General features: G+C 39.6%; 16 protein-coding genes and 2 pseudogenes. 2 read left to right on the top strand and 16 right to left on the bottom strand.

Annotated elements, in window-relative coordinates; translation table 11 throughout:
• Positions 1 to 85: 85 nt before the first annotated feature.
• The 6 genes and pseudogenes from NQU59_RS15710 to gloB form a co-directional block, all read right to left on the bottom strand.
• A pseudogene (locus NQU59_RS15710) lies at positions 86 to 2961 on the bottom strand (bifunctional diguanylate cyclase/phosphodiesterase).
• Positions 2962 to 3073: 112 nt separating this feature from the next.
• Entirely contained in the window at positions 3074 to 3793 is a 720-nt protein-coding gene (locus NQU59_RS15705; RefSeq protein ID WP_005242461.1) for a 16S rRNA (uracil(1498)-N(3))-methyltransferase, read from the bottom strand.
• 22 nt (positions 3794 to 3815) lie between these two features.
• The gene (gene metF, locus NQU59_RS15700; RefSeq protein ID WP_043970480.1) at positions 3816 to 4652 is read right to left on the bottom strand and encodes a methylenetetrahydrofolate reductase [NAD(P)H]; all 837 of its coding nucleotides are present in this window, start codon (positions 4650 to 4652) and stop codon (positions 3816 to 3818) included.
• 73 nt (positions 4653 to 4725) lie between these two features.
• Positions 4726 to 6108: an adenosylhomocysteinase gene (gene ahcY / locus NQU59_RS15695; RefSeq protein ID WP_005242458.1), complete on the bottom strand. Its 1383-nt coding sequence runs from the start codon at positions 6106 to 6108 to the stop codon at positions 4726 to 4728.
• A gap of 303 nt (positions 6109 to 6411) precedes the next feature.
• The gene (locus tag NQU59_RS15690; protein WP_004654498.1) at positions 6412 to 6618 is read right to left on the bottom strand and encodes a hypothetical protein; all 207 of its coding nucleotides are present in this window, start codon (positions 6616 to 6618) and stop codon (positions 6412 to 6414) included.
• A gap of 294 nt (positions 6619 to 6912) precedes the next feature.
• Complete coding sequence (gene gloB, locus NQU59_RS15685) at positions 6913 to 7644, bottom strand: hydroxyacylglutathione hydrolase (RefSeq protein WP_257064030.1); 732 nt, start codon at positions 7642 to 7644, stop codon at positions 6913 to 6915.
• A gap of 364 nt (positions 7645 to 8008) precedes the next feature.
• Between gloB and NQU59_RS15680 the strand changes: the two genes are divergently transcribed.
• Both NQU59_RS15680 and NQU59_RS15675 read left to right on the top strand, forming a co-directional pair.
• Positions 8009 to 8995 (top strand): hypothetical protein, encoded by a 987-nt coding sequence (locus NQU59_RS15680; protein WP_005242453.1) that lies wholly within the window; start codon positions 8009 to 8011, stop codon positions 8993 to 8995.
• Positions 8989 to 9876, top strand: coding sequence for a histone deacetylase (locus NQU59_RS15675; protein ID WP_043970478.1), 888 nt, complete (start codon positions 8989 to 8991; stop codon positions 9874 to 9876). The genes NQU59_RS15680 and NQU59_RS15675 overlap by 7 nt, the downstream gene beginning before the upstream one ends.
• Here NQU59_RS15675 and NQU59_RS15670 read toward each other — a convergent pair.
• The 10 genes and pseudogenes from NQU59_RS15670 to NQU59_RS15625 all read right to left on the bottom strand — a co-directional run.
• Positions 9862 to 10488, bottom strand: a complete 627-nt coding sequence (locus NQU59_RS15670; protein ID WP_043970474.1) for a LysE family translocator — start codon at positions 10486 to 10488, stop codon at positions 9862 to 9864. The genes NQU59_RS15675 and NQU59_RS15670 overlap by 15 nt on opposite strands.
• 138 nt (positions 10489 to 10626) lie before the next feature.
• Complete coding sequence (locus NQU59_RS15665) at positions 10627 to 11322, bottom strand: methionine ABC transporter permease (RefSeq protein ID WP_005242445.1); 696 nt, start codon at positions 11320 to 11322, stop codon at positions 10627 to 10629.
• Entirely contained in the window at positions 11319 to 12347 is a 1029-nt protein-coding gene (locus NQU59_RS15660; protein WP_005242442.1) for a methionine ABC transporter ATP-binding protein, read from the bottom strand. Before NQU59_RS15660 ends, NQU59_RS15665 begins: the two co-directional genes overlap by 4 nt.
• 72 nt (positions 12348 to 12419) lie before the next feature.
• Complete coding sequence (locus tag NQU59_RS15655; protein ID WP_005242440.1) at positions 12420 to 13295, bottom strand: MetQ/NlpA family ABC transporter substrate-binding protein; 876 nt, start codon at positions 13293 to 13295, stop codon at positions 12420 to 12422.
• 610 nt (positions 13296 to 13905) lie between these two features.
• On the bottom strand, positions 13906 to 15192 hold the full coding sequence (purD, locus tag NQU59_RS15650) for a phosphoribosylamine--glycine ligase (protein WP_257064027.1): 1287 nt from the start codon (positions 15190 to 15192) through the stop codon (positions 13906 to 13908).
• A gap of 202 nt (positions 15193 to 15394) precedes the next feature.
• Positions 15395 to 16969 (bottom strand): bifunctional phosphoribosylaminoimidazolecarboxamide formyltransferase/IMP cyclohydrolase, encoded by a 1575-nt coding sequence (purH, locus tag NQU59_RS15645; RefSeq protein ID WP_257064026.1) that lies wholly within the window; start codon positions 16967 to 16969, stop codon positions 15395 to 15397.
• 82 nt (positions 16970 to 17051) lie between these two features.
• Positions 17052 to 17321: a DNA-binding transcriptional regulator Fis gene (gene fis, locus NQU59_RS15640; RefSeq protein ID WP_001086304.1), complete on the bottom strand. Its 270-nt coding sequence runs from the start codon at positions 17319 to 17321 to the stop codon at positions 17052 to 17054.
• 374 nt (positions 17322 to 17695) lie between these two features.
• A complete protein-coding gene (locus NQU59_RS15635) occupies positions 17696 to 18556 on the bottom strand; it encodes a DUF3426 domain-containing protein (RefSeq protein ID WP_005242426.1) in 861 nt (286 codons plus the stop codon).
• 14 nt (positions 18557 to 18570) lie between these two features.
• Complete coding sequence (gene prmA / locus NQU59_RS15630) at positions 18571 to 19476, bottom strand: 50S ribosomal protein L11 methyltransferase (protein ID WP_005242424.1); 906 nt, start codon at positions 19474 to 19476, stop codon at positions 18571 to 18573.
• Positions 19477 to 19705: 229 nt separating this feature from the next.
• A pseudogene (locus NQU59_RS15625) lies at positions 19706 to 20002 on the bottom strand (hypothetical protein); the annotation flags it as partial.
• Between the last annotated feature and the right edge of the window lie 194 nt (positions 20003 to 20196).

Here is a 20196-nt window from a genome sequence, read left to right as displayed (position 1 = left end):
AAAAGCTTATTTTCACTGAACCGTATGCTTATTGACTGGCGAGTTTGAAGGCAAAATAAATAGCTCAAAAGCTTAAAATTCATGTTTAAATGGAAGGTCTAGCCGTTGACTGCTGCATTTGTTTTTGCAGATATTCAGTTGCATGAGCTGGGCTTAGTGGTTGCGAAAATAGATAACCCTGTAATATGTCGCAATTTTGTCGTTTTAAATACTCATATTGTTGCTCTGTCTCAACACCTTCTGCTACAACTTTTAGGCCAATGGTCTTGCCCATTGCAATCATGGCATTAACGATTGCATCTTGTTTAGGGTTACCAATTTTTGAGATAAAAGCACGGTCAATTTTCAAAATATCAATTGGATATTCGGTGAGGTAGGCGAGTGAAGAATAGCCCGTGCCGAAGTCATCCAGCGCAATTGAAATTTGACGTTCTTTAATGGCGAGTAATACCGTTTTGACACTTTCAGTATTTTCAATGAATGCTGATTCGGTAATTTCTAATTCAAGATTTTTGCCTGAAATTGCATAACTGTTTAATACTGTATCAATGTCATGCAACAGTTGGCCGCGCAAAATTTGCTGTGCCACAATATTGACGGCAATATTGATATTGTTAAAACCAAGCTGTTGCCATGTCTGTAATTGCTTGGCTGCTTCATGTAAAACGAATTGTCCAATATCTGAAATCAAACTGGTACTTTCAGCTAAAGGAATAAAAATGCTTGGCATGATGAGCCCTTTGGTTGGATGTTTCCATCGAATCAAGGCTTCAAAGCTATTAATTTGATTATCTTGTGCATTAATTTTAGGTTGATAGTAAACCACCAATTCATTGTTCTGGATAGCTTTTCTAAGATCAAGCTCCAAGTCTGTATATTTGGCAACGAAATTGGCACGCTCATTGGAATAATAACGAATGGTATTGCCACCTAAACGTTTTGCTTCGGTTAATGCCTGTTCTGCATGTGTATTTAAGTTATCAACTTGGCGGCCATGCTCTGGGTAAATCGCGACTCCGATTGAAATACTGACTAAATGTTCTTGATCGGCGAGATAGAAGGGTTTGCTAAATGCTTCAACAATGTTGTTGCAGAGTTGATGAATTGGCGGATGTAACGGAGACATCTCATAGATAATTGCGAAGTCGTCTGCACTTAAATGCGCAACTAACAGTGCATCAATATTGCTAATGCGTAAGCGTTGCGCTACTTCTTTCAATAATTCATTCCCAGCTTGATTGCTGATGATTTCATTCAATGCCCGGAAGCGATCAATGTTGAGGCGGATGACAGCCAAGTGCTGAATTGATGTTTCATTGATTAAATATTGATGTAACTGCTGTTGGTAATAAAAACGATTCGGCAGATCGGTGAGCGTATCGTAATTGGTCAGATAAGATAAGCGTTGTTCTTGATGTTTACGCTCAGTTTGATCCGAAACAATACCAATATAATTGATCACCCGATCTTGCTCATCTTTCACTGCGTTAATATGCATCCATAAAAAACATGATTTTTCAGAACTATAGGTTTCTTGGAACTCGCCTTCATATTCTTGTTCTGCTCGAAGTGTGTCGAGTATGGATAAGTGAAAATTATGATGATGTTGTTTATTCTGTTTGGTAATTTCAAATAGATGTTTATCCACGATGTCTTGTTTATCAAGACCTGTGAGTTGCTCATATTTAGGATTTACTTCAACATAATTGAATTTCTCATCTAATATAAAAATACCTTCGGAGGCTTGTTCAAACACACTGGCAGCAAGTTTTAAACGCTCCTGATCTCTTTTTTCCTGATTGATATCACGATGGATACCGACCATACGTAATGGCGTATTGTCTTTTGGATCTCTTAGAATGACCTGGCCGACATCATGTATCCAAGACCATTCACCATTATGACGTTTGATTCTGAAGGTTTCTTCATAACGTTTAGTCTGACCACATAGATGATGATAAAGGGTATTTTTGACACGCTCGAGATCATCAGGATGGATGATTTTATGCAGCAGAGTATAATGGTTCTCAGAGTTACGTGTGACTGACTGGCTATGTGCATTGGTCACGCCAACAGTATGATTTTCAAGATTCCAATCCCAAGGACGAATGCCCGCAGTTTCATGCGCAAAGCTCAAGTTTTGACGATGCTCTTGTAAGCTTTCATTCATCTGAGTCAGATCAAACGTGCGCTCACGAACTTTTTGCTCTAAGAGATGATTATTAAATTGTAGTTGGGCTTCAATATCTTTAGATTTATTCACTTCACGTTGCAATTGTTGGCAAAGTTCTTCAGTCCATTGGTTGTGCTGCTCGGCGACATTAATCAATTGCTTGTTTTTATCCAGTACCAAGGCCAAACGTTTATGAATTTTAAACGTGGCTTGAGCACATAGAACTGTAGCAAAAAATGATGAGTAATAAGCTAGATAGAAAAGGGTATGATCATGATCTTGGTGTAGCAGTTGAGAAACGATTAATGGTGTAATACTTGGAATAAAAAATAAAAAGAAATAACGAATATGCTGAGTTAAAAAAGTCAGTGCAATAATATGCGATGCTGTGAGTAATAAAGCAGTAAGTGTTAAAACATGTGATCCAATTAAATGAGGAACATCAGTCACTAAGTAGTGGTTAATGACAATGGTATTCACACCAATCAGTAAACCAGTCAGGAAACAGACGGTCTGAAAAATAATATTGGTTTTACTACTATACTGAATTGAGGCGTTACGTTTTAATAAAAAATGACAAAGACCGAAAAAACTAAACAAAATGATGAGCGTAATACTCATCCAGGTTGTGAAAATATTAGATTCAAAAGAATAAAAATACCAAAGAGTGTATAATCTAACAGGCAAATACAAAACACGCTTAATACAAATAAGCGGACATGATTTGGATAATTGATTTGATCTGTATAGATAAACTGTGGCAAATTTTTTTCCTGAGCTGCTAACATACAAAGAATAATCCTTTTCGTTTTTTATCTATATTTACAGTCTTTGTTTTTTTGTAAACAGAACAGCATTTTATTTTAAATTCACGTCAATCATAACTGAATTTGGGCTCTGTTATTTCAACGAAAAATGATAATTCAAGATAGATAAAGCAACTACAGGTGCTGTTTCTGTTCTTAACACACGGTCTCCGATACACCAGTTTTTAAATTGATGTTGATTTGCAGTAGTAATTTCTGCTTCACTGAGCCCGCCTTCAGGGCCAATCAACAATGCGATATCTGGACTGCTGTCAAGCAGTACATTGGCTTGATCTTTATTGGGTGCAAGGACAAAGCGTGATGCAGGTAATTCAGAATTGACCCAATCATTTAAAGCGATCGGGGCAAGAATTTCAGGGACTCGGTTCAGACCACACTGTTCACATGCTGCAATTGCAACAGACTGCCAATGATCGATTTTCTTTTGATCACGATCGTATTTTAATCGCATTTCACAGCGTTCGCTGGTGAGTAGCTGAATCGTTGTAACACCGAGCTCAGTTGCTTTCTGGATCGCATAATCCATGCGATCACCTTTGCTCATCACTTGCCCTAGAATAACTTGAAAAGGCGCTGTGCGATCGGCTGCATCAAACTGATCCACTGAAACAAAAGCATTTTTCTTATTGATTTCAGTGAGTGTGACTATATATTCACCACCTTTTCCATTGAAAAAGATGGCTTGTTCTTGTTCTTTTGCACGGAGTACACGGACCCAATGGTGAAATACCGATTCAGTTAATTCAATGGTATTGCCAGTGTGTAATTCAGTTTCGATATAAAAACGATTCATGCTTGGGTCGTGCTCGTACAAATTAGTTTAAACCAAGATCAACAACGAGTTGTCGAGTCGGCTCTGTTTGATTCATTGAATAGAAATGCAGGGTAGGTGCGCCACCCGCAATCAAGCGTTCACAAAGCTTCACAATCACTTCATGACCAAAAGCTTTGATGCTCTCGCTGTCATCGCCATAAGCTGCCAGTTGCTTACGGATCCAACGCGGAATTTCTGCACCAGTGCCATCGGCAAAGCGGATCAGGTTACTTGCGTTGGTGATCGGCATAATACCTGGTGCAACTGGAATATTCACGCCAGCTTTGGCAATACGCTCGATAAAATAGAAATAGGCATCTGGATTGAAGAAAAATTGAGTAATACCAGCGTTCGCACCAGCATTCACCTTCTCAACAAAACGTTGAATGTCACCATCAAAGGTTTCAGCTTGGGGATGCATTTCAGGATAGGCTGCCACTTCGATATGGAAGTGATCACCTGAATGTTCACGGATAAAGCGAACCAGATCCTGTGCATAAGGTAATTCACCTAGACCGACTTGACCTGACGGTAAGTCTCCACGCAATGCCACAATGCGATCAATACCTTGAGATTTATATAAATCTAAAAGTTCAGCGATACGGAGCTTATCATCACCGATACAAGACAAATGCGGTGCGACAGGTGTGCCTTTGCCATTAAATTCATTAATCGCCGCTAAAGTCCGTTCACGAGTAGAGCCACCCGCGCCGTAAGTAATCGAGAAAAATTCTGGATTTAATAATTGTAATTCTTGATGAACAGTTTTTAATTTTTCCGCACCGGCATCAGTTTTAGGTGGGAAAAATTCAAAAGAAATAGGAACACGTTTTGTCATTTCAAATCCTTTTTAAAATCGCTCGGAAATTTTAGAAAAAAGGGCAGTCCGTAAAACGTCTGCCCTGATTTTCTTAGTATTTATAAGCGTCAGATTTGAACGGACCTTCGACAGGAACGCCGAGGTAATCTGCTTGTACTTGCGTCAATTGCGTTAATACACCGCCAAAGCCAACGACCATTGCAGCAGCAACTTCTTCATCTAATTTCTTAGGAAGCACTTCTACACGAATTGCAGCTTGTTTCTGATCAGCAGGTAAGTCAGCGAATTTCTCAGCAAATAAATGCATTTGACCTAATACTTGGTTGGCAAAAGAACCATCCATGACACGTGATGGGTGACCTGTTGCATTGCCAAGGTTTACTAAACGACCTTCAGAAAGAAGGATCAAGTAGTTATTTTCGTCTTCTGAACGATAGACTTGGTGGACTTGCGGTTTGACTTCAACCCACTTATAACCACGGAGGTAGGCAGTGTCAATTTCTGTATCGAAGTGACCGATGTTACATACCACAGCACCCGCTTTTAAGCTATCTAACATTGCAGAATCACATACGTGATAGTTACCGGTCGTCGTGACAACAAGATCAGTATTGCCTAATAAGTCTTGATTGATGTCTTCTTTCTTACCAGTTTGTACGCCATTTTTGTATGGAGAAACAACTTCATAACCATCCATGCATGCTTGCATTGCACAGATTGGATCAACTTCAGTTACACGTACAATCATGCCTTCTTGACGTAAAGATTGTGCAGAACCTTTACCTACGTCACCATAACCAATCACAAGCGCACGACGACCAGAAAGCAACATGTCAGTCGCACGTTTGATCGCATCGTTTAACGAGTGGCGGCAACCGTATTTGTTATCATTTTTCGATTTAGTAATCGAATCATTCACATTGATTGCAGGAACTTTAAGCGAGCCGTCTTTCCACATTTCTAACAGACGTTGTACACCTGTTGTGGTTTCTTCGGTAATACCGTGAATACGCTCTAAAAGCGCAGGATATTTGTCATGAACAAGTGCAGTTAAGTCGCCGCCATCGTCCAAGATCATGTTGGCATCCCAAGGTTGACCATTGACATTGATCTGTTGTTCTAGACACCAAACATATTCTTCTTCAGTTTCGCCTTTCCAAGCAAAAACAGGTACACCACTTGCAGCGATTGCAGCAGCAGCATGGTCCTGAGTAGAGAAGATGTTGCAAGATGTCCAACGCACTTCTGCGCCAAGTTCAACCAAGGTCTCAATGAGAACCGCAGTCTGGATTGTCATGTGAATACAACCCAAAATTTTTGCGCCAGCAAGTGGTTTAGCTGCTGAATAACGCTTACGTAAGCCAATCAAAGCTGGCATTTCTGCTTCAGCAAGTTTGATCTCTTTACGACCGTAGTCAGCAAGGGAAATATCAGCAACTTTGTAATCTGTAAATGAAGCATTCACCGCGTTCATCAGGATCTCCTAGAAAAAATAGTATGGATCATTCTGTTCGCGGATGCCGTTGTTGGTTAAAAACGAATGTCTAACCGATCGTCGAGCCTGGCAAATTGATCTTTAGTGCCGATCAATTGTCGCAGCATCCCTCGACTGGGCATTATGATACTTGGAAATTGCGTTGGTTCCAATAATATTTTGTATGAAATGCTTAGAAAATGAGGGATTAAATCGAAGGGGAGAAATGTTTAAATTTTTTAGACTTCATCTATCAGGATTGCAAAATCCCTTTGCAATCCTGATCTCTTAGAAATTTTGTCATTAAGCTTTTAAGTGGTCTTCGAATTCTTCGCCAAGCTGCATTGCCAAGGCATTACCAGATAAGTCACACGTCACTAGACCATATTCTTTTTTAAAGCTAAATGTAAAACCACGATTATCTGTCAGATTTTTAACTGAATAGCCTAATTTTTCTAACCAAATACGGAAAGCCAATACGTTTTTTGCTTTAACAACTCTGTTTTTCATGACAGATCTCCTTGTGAACATGTAAATATTAATAAGGGTCGGTTAAAATTTTTTAAAGGGGGATTGCATAGATTTATTTTTCCACATGTAAATAATGTAAGTTGAGCGTAATTTTTATAGAGAGAACGTTATCTGGTGTTTATTTATATTTTTGATTTTATTTGATTATTTGGTTTTGTTTTTTGGAAATTTAAGCTCGGATATTTTATAAATTGAACCAGATAAATGTAAAATAATTTCATTTTCCACTTTTAACAAAAATGGAAAATGAATCGCTTAAATTTAATGCATTCATTAGAACTGATCTTTCAAACTACGGATACGTGCAAAATCTTCGGCACTTTCGGTACGCAAAAATGGATTGGTTTCGAGTTCTAATTCAATTGTACTTGGTAAGGTGATTTGATCTGTCGCTCTCAGTGCTCGAACCTGTTTGATGCGCTGTTGTAATGCCGCGTTATGCGGTTCAACCGTAACCGCAAATTCTGCATTGGCAAGTGTGTACTCATGTGTGCAATAGACTTTGGTTTGAATAGGCAAGGCGGCCAGACGATTTAATGAGTGATACATTTGTTCAGCTGTACCTTCAAATAGGCGGCCACAACCCATTGCAAACAAGGTATCGCCACTAAACAGTGTCTCTATTTTTTCAATAAAATAAACAATATGACCTAGGGTATGACCTGGCGTTGCAATAATTTCAACTTTTAACTCATTAAAATGAAAATGATCGTCATTTTGCAAAGGGTTTGAAATTAGCGAAATTTTACTGAGTTCATCTCGTGGGCCATAGACCATAATATTTTGATCTGCGAGTAAACCTTCGACTCCACCTGTATGATCTTTATGCCAATGGGTCAACCAAATCTGTTTCAGCTTGAGCTGGTTTTTTTCACAAAATTCGATCACCAAATCTGCTTCGGTCGGGTCAATTGCAACCACCTCTTGCGCCTCGGTATCCTCCAATAACCAAATATAGTTTTTTAAGGCATTTTTGACATCAATTGCGTGAATCTTATAATGCATAGCCGAATCCTAAATCTTTTGTTCCGGGTGGTTATTGCGAGTTGGCTACTGAATGTTAGTGCCTGATTCTAGTGTAAGTGTAAATGCTGCTGAGTGCAAAAAAGTAGAATAGAGTTGAAAGCAAAAGGCTGACGATTTCGGGCAAATCTTGACAGCAAAATTCAGTCGATATCTTTCTCGTTGACAAGCATCCTGTTTTCAATGAAGATGGAATTAAAGTTTTATAAGTTAATGATTTATATTCATCTTTGGTCGTATAAGAATAGTTAATTAAAGCTAAATAATGTGGATGATGAAGCAAGCATCGTACAGATCATTTGCGATAGATGAAAATTGATAAATCAGAATAACAAGAGAGGGAATCATGTCTGAGATGGTCGACCATGAAGTGGTCGTTATTTTTAAAAAATATTTATATCCGCTCTCTGCCAAACTTACAGAAATGCTGAATGAGCATTTTAGTCACCAAACTGAGCGACGCGGTTGTGGTTATACGCAAGCCACCCGTGTAATTGCAGAATTTGTTTCACAGGCACGTGATCCAATGGGGTTTCAGGATTTACGCATTTTTGAAGATTATGATACCAAGACGTTAAAAAATCTTCTCAATCAAAGTTCATCTTATGGTTTAGTGCTGCAGACATGGCGTAATCTGGATCTTAACGCTGATGTTCAGGAGTGTTTGCAACGTTTAAATCCACAAGAGGGATTTGCGCAGAATTTACAACAGGAAATTGAGTTTCAGTCCACACTGAGACATATACATCAATATGCCGAGCGAGAAGAAAGTAAACTGATTTGCCAGTTGCTGACGGATATTATTTTGCCTCAAGATGCAGCAGTGCAGGATATGATTGATTGCCAATCCTTAGCAGAAAAGCCTAAAGTCGGTTCTTGTCCCATGGCAGAAAAATTCTTCCTGCGTATCGCACATCATCGCTTACTCAGACAGGGGGAAATCAATATCTTTGTGGATGAGCACGAACAACCAATCATGATGGAAAAGCTCAATATGGGAGATAATCATTCCTGTATCAGCTTAGTGCCTTTGATGATGAATGGGGTGCGTTTACCTGCGGGTAGTTTATTTTCAGCTGACTATGAGATTGAGCAACTGGCTAAACACAAAAATAAGCAGTACAAAGGCTATGTGATCCCGATTGCTGAAATGAGTGGTTTTTGGTTTTTGCGTCTAACTACTTTGGCTGTGTCACCTGAAAATCGGGCACGTGCTTTTGGATATCATTTTAAACAACAGGTGGATAACGGATTGTTCCGACCAGATACTACTGAATTAAGTCAGTTGATGGACATTGCGCATGATCAAATTTACGTAGGACATCCATGCTAAAAGCTTGTTATTCGCCGCGTTATTTTGCCCAAACGCACACCAATAGTATGGAAAAACTCACCGCCGTTGCGGATGTATTAGCAGCGCAACATATAGCTGAGCTGATTGATCCTGGCATGATCGATGTCGAGTTGCTCAAAAAGTTGCATAATCCTCAGTATGTGGATGCTTTTTTATCTGGTCAGTCTGCGTTTGCCACCATACAAGGCTTTAAGCCATGGAATGAGCAGCTTCGGGATGCGATTCTGTCAGTACAGGCAGGGCAATTGGTGGGTGCAGAGATTGCTTTGAAAGAAGGCATTGCTGCCAATATTGCCCAAGGCTTTCATCACGCTAGCTATGAATCTGGTGCAGCCTATTGTACTTTTAATGGCTTAGCTCTGGTGGCTAAGCAGTATCCAGAAAAGCGCATTTTCGTTCTGGACTGTGATCAGCATGGTGGGGATGGGACAGCAGTGTTTACCAACCGTATGACAAACTTGGTCAATTTCGGAATTTTTGGGATTCGCTTTGGTTGTAAAGCCAGTGAACGTAGTTTGACCCGCTATATTCATCCTAAACAGGGGAATTTTGACTTATATCGTGAGGCGATCTATGAGGCTTTCCAATATGCATCAGGTTGGGAGGTAGATCTTATGATTTATCAGGCGGGCATGGATTGCCATCAACACGATAAATATGGTTCAAAGTGGTTTAGTACCGAATTGCTATTTGAGCGTGATCGGATTGTTTTTGAGATGGCGAAAAAAATGAAAATCCCGATGTTGTTTGTGTTGGCGGGGGGATATCAGGCACTGGATGATTTAGTGCCGTTACATGTGAATACTTTTAAAGCAGCGAATGAAGTTTATTTTCCATCAGCTCATTTAGTGTTGGCCTAAAACGAGAAATAAGCCCAAAGTAATGAAGATTGTCCCGCCTAATATGGACATAAATTTTTGGACACTTTGGGATTTATTGATTTTTGTCATGATGAATTCTGCAAGAAAAACGCATACCAGATCTGCAGAAATAAAAATCGTATTAACGATTAAACCTAAAAGGATAAATTGTAGCCAAATTGGTGACTCAGAAGAGTTATTGATAAATTGTGGTAAAAATGCGAGGTAAAAAATTGCAGTTTTAGGGTTTAATATCTCGACTAAAATGCTTTCTTTGAATGTTTTTTCTGCAATATTGTCAGGAGCATTTAGCATGCTCGATGGTGCAGTATCTTTAATAAGTTTTATTCCTAGCCAGATCAGCCAACATGCGCCTAGCACTTTAATTACTGTGTATAAAACGGGCAATAAATGAAACAGTGTCGTAAGTCCAACTGCGGCGGCTATGATATGAGCACATCCTCCGATAAAAAGTCCTAAAGTTGCCATGAAACCAGATTTTGGCCCTTTTGCTAAAGTTTGTGCGGCGGTATATAGCATTGCTGGACCAGGAATATAAGCAAAAATAAATGTAGTAATTAAAAAGGAGGTTAGTATTTCAAGCGATGCCATATTGTTCTCATTGATGGATTTTTACTTTATTTTAATAGCGCATTATTTTATATCAATTGGTCAGTTTTTGAGAACAAAATAAAAGGAATATATTGAGTTTTCAATATATTCCTTGATAACACATCGATAGAGTATAAGTTAGCGTAATTTTGCTAACCAGTCCCCGAGCATTTGTACCATTTGTACCAGCAGCAATAATACGATTACGGTCAAAATCACGACACTGGTGTCAAAACGTTGGTAACCATACGAAATGGCCAAGTCACCAATACCGCCTGCACCCACTGCGCCGGCCATTGCTGTTGCACCGATCAGGGAAATTGTACCTGTGGTTAGGTTTAAAATCAGCGAGCTACGTGCTTCTGGAATAATAAACTTAAAAATAATTTGCCAAGGCGAAGCACCCATTGCCTGAGCGGATTCCACAATCCCTTCATTTACTTCAAGTAATGAAGTTTCGATCAAACGACCGAGGTATGGGCCGACATAAATGGTTAAAGGCACAATTGCAGCCCATGTCCCAATTGACGTTCCAACCAACATTTTGGTTAATGGAATAACTGCAATCAGCAAAATAATAAAGGGCAGGGAACGCAGTGCATTCACAATTGGGTTCAGAAAATAATAAATCGCACGATTTTGTAAAATGCCGCCAGTACGTGTCACCACTAAGGTGATGCCTTGAATCAAGCCCCAAATACAACCAAACAGTAGCGAGAAAAACACCATTTGGAAGGTTTCTTGCAAGGCTGTGACAAACTGGTCAATTGATAGCGAGCTATGCCAAAATGGTGCTGTGACTTCGGTCAGCCATTGTACAATTAAATCTCTCATTGGCTTACCACTCCAGACTGTTCAACTTTCACCCCTTGACGCTCAAGAAACGCTACAGTTTCTTGAATCATGAGCGGATCACCCAGTAGCTGGATAAACATTTGACCAATGACCGTACCGTTAATTTCAGTCATATTGGCAAACAAAATATTCAAACTGATATCAAACTGCTTAATTGCAGCTTGGATCACGGTTTCCTGCGCCGATGTTCCTAAAAACTGTAAGCTATAAATACTATTATGATGCTGATGCTCAAGATTATTCAGAATGTTAATTGGTAATTGTTGTTGCAAAACTGTTTGAATAAAGGTTTTTGTGGTGGGGTGTTGAGGCTGGCTGAAGATATCCAGTGTTGGGCCAGTTTCAATCACATGACCTGCTTCCATTACAGCAACATAATCACAAACAGATTCAATCACATCCATTTCATGGGTCACCATCACAATAGTGATATTTTGTTCCTGATTGATCTTTTTTAACAAAGCTAAAACTGATTTTGTCGTTTGTGGGTCAAGTGCAGAGGTGGCTTCGTCACACAATAAGATTTTAGGGTGATTCGCCAATGCACGTGCAATCCCGACACGTTGTTTTTGACCGCCTGAAAGTTCATCAGGATAAGCATCTTTTTTATGTTTGAGATCGATAAAATCTAGCAGTTCCGCCAGACGTTTTTCACGCTCAGCTTTACTATGGCCGAGTAATTTAAGTGGCATTTCAATATTTTCAGATACAGTTTTGCTCTGAAGCAGGTTGAAGTGCTGGAAGATCATGCCGATATTTGCACGTTCTTGACGAAGGGTACGCGCATCCATTGCGGTAAAGTCTTTTTGATTAATAATGACCTGTCCCTGAGTTGGGCGCTCAAGTAAATTAATCAAACGGATAAGCGTACTTTTACCTGCACCACTATAGCCGATAATGCCAAAGATACTACCGTCTGGGATCTCTAAATTGATCTGATCCAACGCATTGATCGTTTGACCTTTCAACTGATAGTGTTTCGAAATGTTTTTAAATTGGATCATGTTCGTCAGTACTATGGCAGAAAAGAAAAAACAGGCAAAATCACTTTGCCTGTTTTATTTGAGGTTATTATATTACGAATTTGCTTCAGTGAGGTAGCTTGTCGGTTTGTTTACATCAACTTTAGTACCAGCGAAGTGTTCTTGAACATATTTCTTCACGGCTTCAGTATGATAAAGCGTACCAACTTTTTGCAATAGAGGATCATCTTTACGAGATTCAGCTGTTGCCAATACGTTTACGTTTAACTTAGTGCTTTGATCTACTGGCTCATAGAAGATCGCATCTTTAAGGACGTTTAAACCGCCTTCCATTGCCAAGGTATTACCCAATAAAATTGCATCAACTTCGTCTTTGACACGGACTGCTGTTGCCATTTGAATTGGCTTGATGACGATTTTCTTGCTGTTTTCAATAATATCAGCAGGGGTGCCTTTGACAGGGTCAAAGTCAGCTTTTAACTTGATTAAACCTGCACTTTGTAAAAGTAATAAAGCACGGGATTCGTTTGCACCGTCATTTGGAATGGCAATGGTTGCACCTTCAGCAAATTCTTCTACTTTCTTGACTTTGCTTGAGTAGATCCCCATTGGTTCCAAATATGTAGTTGAAACAGGCGCAATCTTGTCTTTATTTGCTGCATTGAAAGCAACAAGGTAAGCGTAAGATTGGAATGCATTTAAATCGACTTCTTTATTCGCTGCAGCGGTATTCATGGCAACGTAGTCAGTGAAGTTTTTAATTTCGAGTTTAACACCAGCAGCTTTGGTTTCAGGCAAAGTCGCAATATAACGCCAGATGTCAGCGTCTGAACCTGTGGAAGCGATTACAACAGTTTGTAATGCAGCAGCATCACCTTTTTTTTCGGTCGATGCGGTATCTGGTTGTTTACTGCATGCAGCAAGTAATAACACCGATACACTTAAAAAAAGACTAATCAGCTTTTTCATGTATAAATCCTAATCGGAATAATGTCGAGAAAATCAGCATTTCTCTAGCATTAATGATTGCAATAGGTTTGTATGTTGTAAATTGGCATCGGCATCAAACCATCACGTGAATTATTCTTGAAGTTTGAACAAGAGTCCTTTCCACAACATCAGAAAAATAGATGAATATTCATGTGCCCATTCTATATCTCAAAATAGGAGACATGCGTTGTCCATCTTATGTTTCTAATCGAATTTGGATTTAGCTGCAATTTGTTTTGTTAGAGTGAATATTCTAACCATTTGAAAATAATGGAAGAAGAATATCAAGTTAACATAAAAACAACATCTAAAATTTCGGCAATCATACCAACAAATTAGAGCAGGTGACAGTGCAGAAAATGCTGTCAAAGCGTATAAGGGTATGATTATTTAAGGGAAATTAGGTATAGGGTAAATGTAAATAGATGATAGTTTTATGAATTTTTCTAAAAAGATATTGAGACAGATCAATTGAATAATAAATATATATTTTTCTGAATTTTATATTTAAATAATGAATATAGAAATTGTATTTATGCTGTTTAAGGAATAAAAAGCCTTCCGGAGAAGGCTTTTTATTGACAAGTCCTTACTCAGCTTTTTCTCGTGCAATGGCACGGTAGCCGATGTCACTGCGGTATTGCATACCTGTAAAGGTGACTTGACCACAGACTTCTAATGCATTGATTTGTGCTTCAAGTACAGTATCACCTAATGCCGTTACGCAAAGTACGCGACCGCCTGCAGTAATGACATGACCATCTGCACTCATTGCAGTACCAGCATGGAAAATCTTGGTGTCTTCTGGAGATTGCCCTAAACCTGAAATCACATCGCCTTTGCGCACAGTTTCAGGATAGCCTTCAGCTGCAAGTACGATACCGATCGATTTACGTTCATCCCATTCAGCTTCGCTTGGTAAGTTACCGTCGATACCAGCTTCAACCAAATCGACCAATGATGATTTTAAACGCATCATGATTGGTTGGGTTTCAGGATCGCCAAAACGGCAATTGAACTCGATCACACGTGGTTGACCTTGTTCATCAATCATTAAGCCCGCGTACAGGAAACCAGTATAAACATGACCATCTGCTGCCATACCATCTACAGTCGGGCGCATCACTTCGTTCATTACACGTTCAAAGACTTCTGCAGTCACCACTGGCGTAGGAGAGTAAGCCCCCATACCACCTGTGTTTGGACCTTCATCACCTTCGAAAATACGTTTGTGATCTTGTGAAGTTGCCATTGGCAAAATGTTGTTGCCATCGATCATGCAAATGAAGCTGGCTTCTTCACCAGCAAGGAATTGCTCAATCACCACGCGTGAACCAGCATCACCAAATTTGTTGCCTGCAAGCATATCGTCGATGGCAGCAAATGCTTCTTCGTTGCTCATTGCCACGATCACGCCTTTACCTGCAGCCAGACCATCTGCCTTAATCACGATTGGTGCGCCATTTTGTTCAACATAGGCTTTTGCTGCATCAACTTCTGTAAATACGTCGTAAAAAGCTGTTGGGATGTTATGACGCTTCAAGAAGTGTTTGGCAAATGCTTTAGAGCCTTCCAACTGTGCCGCATACTGCGTTGGGCCCCAGATTTTTAAACCTGCTTCACGAGCAGCATCAACTACACCATTTACTAATGGTGCTTCTGGACCCACAATGACTAAAGCAACATCATTTGCCTTAGCAAATTCAATAATCGCTGGATTGTCTAAAATATCGAGGTCAACGTTTTGACATTTGTCTTCAGTTGCTGTCCCTGCATTACCCGGTGCAACGAATACTTGAGTGACTTTTGCATCTTGTGCGATTTTCCATGCAAGTGCATGTTCACGGCCACCGCTACCCAAAACTAAAATATTCATTATTAAGTTATTTCCTTTTTCCGTATTTAAGAATATACCTGTTCAGAATAAAAAAGTCCCTCTTAACCTCTCCCTTGCGGAACTACAATCGTTCCCCATCTCCTAAGAGGAGAGGGAACCCATATTGATATTGGTGTAGTCTCCCTCCTTTTAGGAGGGAGATTTAGAGGGAGGTAAATAAGACGGAATTTTTAAAGTAGTATTAATGACGGAAGTGACGCATGCCTGTGAAGACCATTGCAATACCAGCTTCGTCTGCAGCAGCAATTGTTTCTTCATCACGCATTGAACCACCCGGCTGGATAATGCATTTAATGCCGGCTTTGGCCGCATTATCAATACCATCACGGAATGGGAAGAATGCATCAGATGCCATAACTGCACCTTCAACCACTAAACCTGCATGTTCAGCTTTAATTGCAGCAATACGTGCTGAGTTGACACGACTCATCTGACCAGCACCGACACCAATCGTTTGACGGTTTTTCGCATACACGATTGCATTTGATTTCACGTATTTTGCAACTTTCCAAGCAAAGATTAGATCATCAATCTCTTGTTCGGTTGGTGCACGCTTGGTCACAACTTTAAGATCATCCTTGGTGATCATACCTAAGTCTTGGTCTTGAACCAATAAACCGCCATTTACACGTTTATAGTCAAGTTGTGCTGCACGTGCATCAATTGCTGGAAGTTCACCACACACCAGCACACGGACATTCTTTTTCGCGCCTGTGATTTCGAGCACGCCATCGGCGATGCTTGGGGCGATAATCACTTCAACGAATTGGCGATCTACAATCGCTTGCGCAGTTGCAGTGTCTAATTCACGGTTGAATGCAATGATGCCACCAAATGCAGATTCAGGATCGGTTGCATAAGCAAGATCATAAGCTGCCTTGATACCATCTAATGAAACCGCAACGCCACAAGGGTTAGCATGTTTCACGATGACGCAAGCGGGTTTTGCAAACGATTTCACACATTCAAGTGCCGCATCGGTATCTGCAATATTATTATAAGAAAGCTCTTTACCTTGTAATTGCTTCGCAGTTGAAACCGACGCTTCTTTGGCATTGGCTTCTATATAGAATGCTGCGTTTTGGTGTGGATTTTCACCATAACGTAAATCTTGTGCTTTATTCAGTTGAGTATTGAAGGTGCGCGGGAATAAATCAGCTTCGCCTTCAGTTTTGCCAACACGCGCACCTAAATAAGATGCGATCATACCATCGTATTGTGCTGTATGCTCAAACGCTTTTACCGCCAAGTCAAAACGTGTTTCATAAGACAATGCACCATTGGCTTTTAATTCAGCGATGACTGAATCATAGTCAGTGGCATTCACGATAATACCGACTGAAGCATGGTTTTTTGCAGCCGCACGAACCATTGTTGGACCACCGATGTCGATATTTTCGATGGCATCGGCAAGTGAACAGTTCGGTTTTGCAACTGTCGCTGCAAAAGGGTAGAGGTTAACAATAACAAGATCGATAGGATCAATATTGTGTTCTTGCATCACTGCTTCGTCCAGACCACGACGCGCTAAGATGCCTCCATGAATTTTAGGATGCAGTGTTTTGACACGACCATCCATCATTTCAGGAAAACCTGTATGTTCAGAAACCTCTACTACGGCGATATTGTTGTCTTTAAGCAACTTATATGTACCGCCCGTAGATAAAATTTCTACCCCTAGAGCTGCAAGATTTTGAGCAAATTCAACGATTCCAGTTTTATCGGAAACAGAGATTAAAGCACGTTTGATAGTCATGATTTTAGTCAACAGTTTGAAGTCTACAGATTGAAAATAAAAGGCAAAAAAAATGCCCACGAGAACGTGAGCATTTTATCAATTATTCACTCATTAAACCGTGAGCTTTTAACTTTTTGCGTAAAGTTCCGCGGTTAAGGCCTAAAATCTCAGCGGCACGTGTTTGATTACCGCGAGTATATTCTAAGACCACAGATAAAAGAGGTTTCTCCATTTCTGCTAAAACCATGTCATAAACTTGAGATGGTTGCTCACCTTGCAATTGTGCAAAATAATGACGAACTGCGCGATCTACATGGATGCGAAGAGCGACATCAGATTGAGCCGTAAAAATAGGAGATTTGCTATTCATGCGTTTTAATCCGAAAAATCAAAATATCACTTGGGTAAAGTGATATAAATGTGGTCTAAATTACTGAGTCCTGTTTTAGATCCTAAAACAGTGACTCTAAAACAATGGGACTATTAGCTTGCCACAAATCCTCGAATTGTGTAAAAAATAAGCGTAACAATAGTTAAATATTTGTTACTGCCTACTTTTAAAAACAAAAAAACCAACAATGCGCTTATGGGATAGAAGCACAGTTCGTTTAACGATTTTATTGTCTGTAAATTACGAGGTGTAAGTAGGTCAAAGCATTCGTGGCGCGTATCATACCACTGTCAGCGAAAAAGTGAGCAAATTAACTGCACTTTTTTTTGTTTTTTTGTCACTTTTTTGATCTTTTAGGGCTGTACAAATTCTAAACTATAGTCATTGAAGCTATTTTTGCTTTTGGGAACCGTAAATTCGAAGCGAAATGGGCTATTTGATGGAATACGTTGAATGGTTTTTAAACTGTCTACCAAATAGTCTTGCGGTTTTAAGACGACATTAAAAACAGCATCATCATTCTGTTTGAGCATCACCTTTATAGCAGGCAGCATGACACTGTTCTCGTGATGATTTAAAAGTACACCTGAAAAAACTGTACTATCTTTTTCTGCACGCTTTAATTTTACTTTTTCAAAGCTGAGATACTTATATTGGTCATTGGTGGTTTTACACGAGAAAATGCCGCAAGCATAGTTAAAGATTTGATTGAGAGCAGGGCTCTCATGCATCAGTTTTGGGTTGAACCATAAAATCTGAAAAGCAAACACCAAAATCAAGGCAATATTACCAATGCCCCAAAGCGTGTAATACATCCAGCCATGTTGTTTGTCGTTATTTTCATGATCAATCAGCAAGCTATCTTCTGATAGATTTAGATTGGGTAATGCGGTGACAGGTTCTGTATTGAAGTAATTCAGGTTGTTGAGATAGGTCAGTAAATCAATGTTTGAGTTTTCAATTTTCTGATCAAAGATGCTCAAAATCTGCATTTGTTTTTCTGCAAACGAGCTGTCAGGTTGAATCGAAGAAAAAAGAGAGCGATTGACAGGTGTCGGTATCGCTTCATTATCTGTTTCTAATAAGTTGGTTAATGCGTTAAAGTTGATGACGCATTTTGGACAACAAACCATGCCCTGTGCAACACTGAGTTGTGAAAGGGTCACTTTGTACACAGTTGAACATTTAGGGCAGCGGGTTTGTTTTTCACTCATAAGTAACAATGTTCTCAAATTGTTGTTTTACGTTTTCCTGAAATGCGACACCAGTTTTCTTCACGCTTTTCAATCTCTAATATATCAAAAAATTGTGAGTAAACACTAGAAACATCAGCAACTTGCTCTTCGATTACACCAGCAAGTGCGAACTCACCCTCATTTTTCAATAAAGTTGAGAATTCAGGCGCAAGAGCCATCAAAGGTGCCGCCAAGATATTTGCGACAAGGACATCTGCTTGTTGTGGTTTGAATTCTTGATCAAACTCTTCTGGTAATCCTACATAAAGGCGATCGAGTACACCATTCAATTCTGCGTTTTGTTTTGTAGCAAGGACGGCCTGAGGGTCGATATCTGTCGAATATACTTTTTTAGCACCGAGTAACAAGGCAGCGACACCGAGAATTCCTGAACCACAACCATAATCAATCACAACTTTATCTTTAACGTCAGTTTTACCCAGCCATTGAAGGCAAAGGAAGGTGCTGGCATGATTTCCTGTACCAAACGCCAGACCAGGGTCAAGCTTGATGTTGGTTGCATCTGCTTCAGGAGGTTCTAGCCATTCTGGTACGATCCAGTATTTTTCACCAATTTGAATTGGTTCATAATAGTCCATCCAGGCGCGTTCCCAGACTTGGTTTTCCAGATATTCATGGCGCATAGGCACATCAGGAAGTTGTACTTTTAAAAAGGCTTCTAAAGTATCAACATCAATTGGATCACTTTCTTCTTGTTGGTAAATACCTGTAACGATGACCTTATTCCAAAGTGGGGTTTCACCTGGTAATGGCTCAAGCAAGGCCTGGTCTTCTGCATCATCTAAAGTAACACTGACAGCACCTAGTGATAGGAGTAATGTTTCGGTCAGTTCAACTTGATTTTGATCAACAGTAATATGAATTTGTAGCCAGTTCACAGGAAAACCTAAATAAATGTATTTGTGGGTATTGTAATGGATTCGGGTCGATTAAAGGGATTATAAAATAGACAGATTACAATTTTAAGATGAAATATTGTGGACACATGCACGCTATTATATTGTTTTTATATTTTATGGAAAAGAAAAGAAGGTCTTCACGACCTTCTTTTATAGTTCGTATCAAGAAAACATATCGTTGTGTGGCCAAATAAGGCAGGACTTACTGACTAACGGGACGAGGTGCCGATTGTGTTTCTGAGATACGGCTTTGTGTATCTACTGCGGCATTTGAAGCAGGCATTGGTGGCTGGAATACTAATTTACCTGCTGCATTGGGCTCGCATGACCCATTGAAAACAACGCCTTTATATGCAAATGACACAGGTGTACCTTGTTTTTTACCTTTACAAACCTGTTCATATTTTTTTGCCTGCTGGTCTTGGGTTGCCTTAGTCCCTGCATGTGCAGCTACGCTAAAACAAAGACTACAAATAAGAGATGACAATAAAAGCTTGGTGTTCATATCATTTTCCTAAAGTATTTGTTATTCACTATTAGGATAAAAAATTGACCAAATAAAACAGTGGTGTTCCAGTTAATAGTGATGAATGGCTGTGTGGAGTCTAAGAGAAAAATGCAACATAAGGTTTCTTTTTGTATATTTTGTAGTCAGAACAGTCGCTTGTAATCAATAACAATCTTGACTGTTTTTTCCAA

This window comes from Acinetobacter colistiniresistens (assembly GCF_024582815.1).
GTDB lineage: Bacteria > Pseudomonadota > Gammaproteobacteria > Pseudomonadales > Moraxellaceae > Acinetobacter.
The sequence above is the reverse complement of the archived record's forward strand: the minus strand, read 5'-3'. Positions and strand labels throughout refer to the sequence as shown.

Excerpts from the sequence above, each read along its gene's own strand:
- NQU59_RS15675 (WP_043970478.1), top strand. The coding sequence starts at position 8,989 with ATGCTAAAAGCTTGTTATTCGCCGCGTTATTTTGCCCAAACGCACACC.
- gloB (WP_257064030.1), bottom strand. The coding sequence starts at position 7,644 with ATGCATTATAAGATTCACGCAATTGATGTCAAAAATGCCTTAAAAAAC.
- NQU59_RS15635 (WP_005242426.1), bottom strand. The coding sequence starts at position 18,556 with ATGAGTGAAAAACAAACCCGCTGCCCTAAATGTTCAACTGTGTACAAA.
- NQU59_RS15665 (WP_005242445.1), bottom strand. The coding sequence starts at position 11,322 with ATGAGAGATTTAATTGTACAATGGCTGACCGAAGTCACAGCACCATTT.
- NQU59_RS15680 (WP_005242453.1), top strand. The coding sequence starts at position 8,009 with ATGTCTGAGATGGTCGACCATGAAGTGGTCGTTATTTTTAAAAAATAT.
- purH (WP_257064026.1), bottom strand. The coding sequence starts at position 16,969 with ATGACTATCAAACGTGCTTTAATCTCTGTTTCCGATAAAACTGGAATC.
- purD (WP_257064027.1), bottom strand. The coding sequence starts at position 15,192 with ATGAATATTTTAGTTTTGGGTAGCGGTGGCCGTGAACATGCACTTGCA.
- fis (WP_001086304.1), bottom strand. The coding sequence starts at position 17,321 with ATGAATAGCAAATCTCCTATTTTTACGGCTCAATCTGATGTCGCTCTT.
- NQU59_RS15690 (WP_004654498.1), bottom strand. The coding sequence starts at position 6,618 with ATGAAAAACAGAGTTGTTAAAGCAAAAAACGTATTGGCTTTCCGTATT.
- NQU59_RS15655 (WP_005242440.1), bottom strand. The coding sequence starts at position 13,295 with ATGAAAAAGCTGATTAGTCTTTTTTTAAGTGTATCGGTGTTATTACTT.
- NQU59_RS15660 (WP_005242442.1), bottom strand. The coding sequence starts at position 12,347 with ATGATCCAATTTAAAAACATTTCGAAACACTATCAGTTGAAAGGTCAA.
- metF (WP_043970480.1), bottom strand. The coding sequence starts at position 4,652 with ATGACAAAACGTGTTCCTATTTCTTTTGAATTTTTCCCACCTAAAACT.
- NQU59_RS15705 (WP_005242461.1), bottom strand. The coding sequence starts at position 3,793 with ATGAATCGTTTTTATATCGAAACTGAATTACACACTGGCAATACCATT.
- ahcY (WP_005242458.1), bottom strand. The coding sequence starts at position 6,108 with ATGAACGCGGTGAATGCTTCATTTACAGATTACAAAGTTGCTGATATT.
- NQU59_RS15670 (WP_043970474.1), bottom strand. The coding sequence starts at position 10,488 with ATGGCATCGCTTGAAATACTAACCTCCTTTTTAATTACTACATTTATT.